Here is a 4,471-nt window from a genome sequence, read left to right as displayed (position 1 = left end):
CCCTTGACCCATGTTCTATCTGGATTGCGATCCAGGGAGGCCAAAATATGCCTGCATTCGACCCGTCTGACGTGAAAACCCTGTTCGGCAAGGTCATGGGCGCGTCGCCATCCGACATCAAGCTGGTGGCGCAGCGACTGCACGACCACGCCTTCGAGCCGCGCATGTCGGCGGACGAGACCAGGCAGCTCGTTGCCAGCCTCGGCTATGACAGCCTGGACGCGTTCTGCGCCGACATCGGCTTGCCCACGCACATCGCCGAGCGGTGGAGCCGTTTCGGTGTTTCCGGCGAGATGAAGCAGGTGTTCACGCTGTTGGCGGCGCAGCGCAAGCGGGTGGCCGAGGCGGTCGCCGAATTCGAATCCATGACCCATGTCGGTGTCGAGGATTTTTTGCGCGAGCGCGGGCTCATTTAGCGGGAAACACGGGAGCCAGTCGGATCGGCTCAGCCGCCCTTGGCAAGCAGCGCCGTGGCGGTATCGCTGTCGGTGATCAGCACGTTGGTGTCTACGGCTTTCAGCGCGGCGAGGATCGCCGCGACCTTGCGCTTGCCGCCCGCGGCAAGAACGACATTAGGCACGTTGCTGACCACATCGAGATCGATGGCCATGACGCGGCTGTTGACCTCGTGGTCGACCAGTCCGCCGGCGGCATCGACGAAATAGCACAGCATGTTGGCGACCGCGCCCTTCGCTTTCAGCGGAGCGATCAGCGATGACGGCACGATGCCGTGCCGGAAGATGGTGGCGTCCGGCGACATGTCGCCGACGGTGAGCAGCGCGATGTCGGCGGTCGCCGCGCGTTGGCGCACATCCTGCAGGGTCGGCTGTGCCCAGAGGAGATCACGCAGCGAGGAATTGTCGACCGTCACCGGCGCGGTGATCTGGTAGCTGTCGACCTCGAAGACGTCTGCGACCTTGGCTGCGACGATCGATGGATTGATCCATTGCGAATGCGGCAGGCTGCCGACGAGCGCCACCACGCAGGCACGCTTCAACTGCCGGCGGGCAAGGAAGCCGAGGCTGGCATGCAGGGTCGCGCCGCCACCGATCGCCAGCGTCATGCCGTCCTGCATCTGCTCGCCGAGATAGGCCGCGACGGCGTGGCCGATGGCCTTCTCCAGATGGTCATGCGCCGAAGGCGTCGGGATGACGACGGCGGCATTCAGACCCCAGCGCTTTTCCAGCTCCCGCTCGAGCGCCACCTGTCCGGCGGTCGGCGCGTTGATCATGGTGACGACGATGCCTTCGGCGGTGCACGAGGCCAGGGTACGCATGACCTTCACCCTGGAGACATCGAGCTTTTCGGCGATCTGTTCCTGGGTGAAACCTTCGACATAGTAGAGCCATGCCGTCTTGACGGTAAGGTCCGACGAGACCATCGGCAGGCGAGCCTGTCTGGGTTTTTCTGTGGTCATCGGTTCCTGTTCCTCATGAGCCGTGGCCTGCCCGGTGCTCATCAAGGAAACACCGGCCGGATGTCAACTGATGCCGGATCTTCGGCGTGTCGATTGTCGCACATTTCTGTTCATTTGTAATTGACATCGTACATATGAACATATTTTGTGGGTTTCACGCGCTGTGTCATCCACCAGTCATATGCGCCGTGCAGGGAGGAAGAGACGGGGAGCCGGCCAGAGCCGGACCGGTCATGCACAGACAAGACAGGAGGTCTCATTGAAGACGCACTTCATCAAGCTGCTGGCCAGCCAGCTGGCACTCGCGGCAACTTTTTTTGCCGGGGTGGCAAACGCCGAAACACTGACGCTCTACACGTCCCAACCAGAAGCCGACGCGGCCAAGACCGTGGATGCCTTCAAGAAGGCACAGCCGGGTATCGATGTGAATATCTATCGCTCGGGAACGAGCGATATCCTGACCAAGATGGCGGCCGAGTTTGCCGCCGGCAGCCCGCAGCCCGACGTGCTTCTGATCGCCGATGCGGTCTCGATGGAGCTGTTGAAGAAGGACGACCGGCTGCTGCCCTATCCCGAGGCAAAGCTCGAAGGCATCGAAGCGGATGCCTATGATGCCGACAAGACCTATTTCGGCAGCAAGCTGATCACCACCGGCATCGTCTACAACACCGCGGCGACCGAGAAGCCGCAGCATTGGGCAGATCTCGCCAAGCCGGCCTATGCAGATGGCCTGGTCATGCCGAGCCCGCTCTATTCGGGTGCGGCCGCCTACCTGCTTTCGGGCTTCGTCGGCGATACCAATTATGGCTGGGATTTCTTCCAGAAGCTGAAGACCAACAACACCGTCAGCGTGCGCGGCAATGGTGCGGTGCTGAAGTCGGTGGCATCGGGCGAGAAGCCCTATGGCATCCTCGTCGACTTCATGGCGATGAACGCCAAGAAGAAGGGTTCCCCGGTCGAGTTCGTGTTCCCCTCGGAAGGTGTGCCGGCAGTGACCGAACCGGTCGCCATCATGAAGACCGCCAGGAATGTCGATGGCGCCAAGAAGTTCGTCGACTTCATTCTTTCCGATGACGGCCAGAAGCTTGCGCTTTCGATGGGCTATCTGCCGGCGCGCGCCTCGGTCGGCCGCCCCGAATGGCTGCCGGAAGGCGTCAAGGTCAAGGTGATGTCGTTCGACACCAAGGCAATCGTCGCCAAGACCGACGCCGACAAGGCGAAGTTCTCGGAACTGTTCGGCGGCTGAGCCGGCAATCCAGTCGGCATGCCCCCCTAGCGGCATGCCGACTGCGAAACCCGAGCGCATCGGCTGATCGACCCCAGGAAACGCAATCATGTCAACACGGATCAGGGAAAGCCGGGGCCAGGAAATGGTCCTGACGGCGGCGGTGGCCATCGTCATCGTCCTGCTTTCGCTGCTGCCGATGCTGCGCCTGATCAAGGAGATCGTGGCACCCGGCGGCACGCTGTCGGCCGTCGCGATAAAGGCGGGGCTCGCCAGTCCGGCGACCTGGATCGCCACCTGGCACACACTGGTCGTCGGCATCGGCGGCACCCTGCTTGCGGTGCTGTCGGGAACGCTGGTGGCCGTCCTCGTCACTCTGACCGATATCCGCGCTCGCAGCGCCATGGTGCTCTGTTACGTCATGCCCTTGATGATCGCACCGCAGGTGACGGCGCTGGCCTGGCTGCAATTGTTCGGCCCGGCAAGCCCGTTCCTCAAGCTGTTCGGGGCGGCACCGCCGCTCGGTACCAGGAATCCGCTCTATTCGACATTGGGCATCATCCTGCTGCTCGGCGTGCAGTATGGGCCGCTGGTTTTCCTGCTGGTGCGCGCCGGCCTGCGCAAGCTGCCGCGCGAACTGATCGAAGCGGCGCGAGCGGGCGGTGCCGGCTGGTTCACCGTGCTGGTCACCATCGTGCTGCCGTTGATGACGCCCTCGATCATGGCCGCCGCCGCACTTGCCTTCGTCTCCTGCGTCGGCAATTTCGGCATTCCGGCCTTTCTGGGCATTCCCGCCAACTATCTCGTGCTGCCGACGCTGATCTATCAGAAGCTGGCCGGCGGCGGCCCCGCCGTCCTCGGCGAAACCGCGTTCCTGTCGGTGCTGATCGGCATCATCGCCATGGCCGGTATCCTTGCCCAGGAGATCATGAGCCGCCGCCGCGACTATCGCATCAGCTCCACATCGCTTTCGGCTGAGCCCTATGAACTCGGCCGCTGGCGGCCCGCCGTGCAGGCCGGCATGTGGCTGCTGATCATCGTGGTGCTGTTCCTGCCGCTGTTCGGGCTGGTTCTGACATCGCTGGTGCCGGGCTACGGCATCGCGCTCACCGCCAAGACGGCGACGCTCGACAATTATCGCTTCGTGCTGTTCGAGCATGACGCGGCCGGCCGCGCCTTCTTCAACAGCTTCTGGCTGTCGATCGCGGCGGCCTTCTTCGCGGTCCTGGTTGCCGTGCCGATCGGCTATCTGATCGCCTGGGGCAAGCAGCGCTGGGTGCGGCTGCTCAATCTGTCGGTGGAACTGCCCTATGCACTGCCCGGTGTGGTGCTGGCCATCGCCTCGCTGCTCATGTTCCTGCGGCCGATCCCGCTGACCGGCATCCAGCTCTACAACACCGTCTGGATCATCCTCTACGCCTATCTCGCCCGTTTCCTGGTGCTGGCGCTGCGGCCAACCATCAGCGGCTATCACCAGATCGACCGGGCGCTGGAGGAGGCTGCGCAAGTGGCAGGCGCCGGGCTGTTCACCCGCATGCGCACGATCATCTTTCCCCTGGTGGCACCGGCGGCGATCGCCGGCGGCCTGCTGATCTTCATGACGGCCTTAAGCGAACTTACCGTTTCGGCGCTGCTGTGGTCGTCGGGCTCGGAAACCATCGGCGTGGTGATGTTCTCCTTCGAGCAGGGCGGCGATTCCAACTATGCGGCGGCGATGTCCGTCATCACCGTGGCGGTCACCTTCGTGCTGATGCTGGTCACTAATCTGCTTGCCCCCTACCTTCCGACCGGAGTGCTGCCATGGCGCGATTGAGCCTGGACAATGTGAC

Annotated in this window: 4 protein-coding genes; 3 read left to right on the top strand and 1 reads right to left on the bottom strand. The window is 63.2% G+C overall.

The features are described from left to right. Positions 1-47: 47 nt before the first annotated feature. Positions 48-416, top strand: a complete 369-nt coding sequence (locus tag EN749_RS31290) for a hypothetical protein (protein ID WP_127271283.1) — start codon at positions 48-50, stop codon at positions 414-416. A 29-nt stretch (positions 417-445) separates the two neighbouring features. Here EN749_RS31290 and EN749_RS31285 read toward each other — a convergent pair whose 3' ends face one another. Then, on the bottom strand, positions 446-1,417 hold the full coding sequence (locus tag EN749_RS31285; protein ID WP_027038053.1) for a sugar-binding domain-containing protein: 972 nt from the start codon (positions 1,415-1,417) through the stop codon (positions 446-448). Positions 1,418-1,676: 259 nt separating this feature from the next. On the opposite strand from EN749_RS31285, the gene EN749_RS31280 reads away from it, so the two are divergent. Then, positions 1,677-2,663 (top strand): ABC transporter substrate-binding protein, encoded by a 987-nt coding sequence (locus EN749_RS31280; RefSeq protein ID WP_128364602.1) that lies wholly within the window; start codon positions 1,677-1,679, stop codon positions 2,661-2,663. An 88-nt stretch (positions 2,664-2,751) separates the two neighbouring features. Further along, entirely contained in the window at positions 2,752-4,455 is a 1,704-nt protein-coding gene (locus tag EN749_RS31275; RefSeq protein WP_128290135.1) for an iron ABC transporter permease, read from the top strand. Positions 4,456-4,471 lie beyond the last annotated feature (16 nt).

Source organism: Mesorhizobium sp. M7A.F.Ca.ET.027.02.1.1 (genome assembly GCF_004022985.1).
Classification (GTDB): domain Bacteria; phylum Pseudomonadota; class Alphaproteobacteria; order Rhizobiales; family Rhizobiaceae; genus Mesorhizobium.
This window is presented reverse-complemented; position numbering and strand designations above follow the sequence as displayed.

What these genes read in the sequence shown, in the direction of transcription:
- EN749_RS31290 (WP_127271283.1), top strand. Translation starts at nt 48, where the DNA reads ATGCCTGCATTCGACCCGTCTGACGTGAAAACCCTGTTCGGCAAGGTC.
- EN749_RS31285 (WP_027038053.1), bottom strand. Translation starts at nt 1,417, where the DNA reads ATGACCACAGAAAAACCCAGACAGGCTCGCCTGCCGATGGTCTCGTCG.
- EN749_RS31275 (WP_128290135.1), top strand. Translation starts at nt 2,752, where the DNA reads ATGTCAACACGGATCAGGGAAAGCCGGGGCCAGGAAATGGTCCTGACG.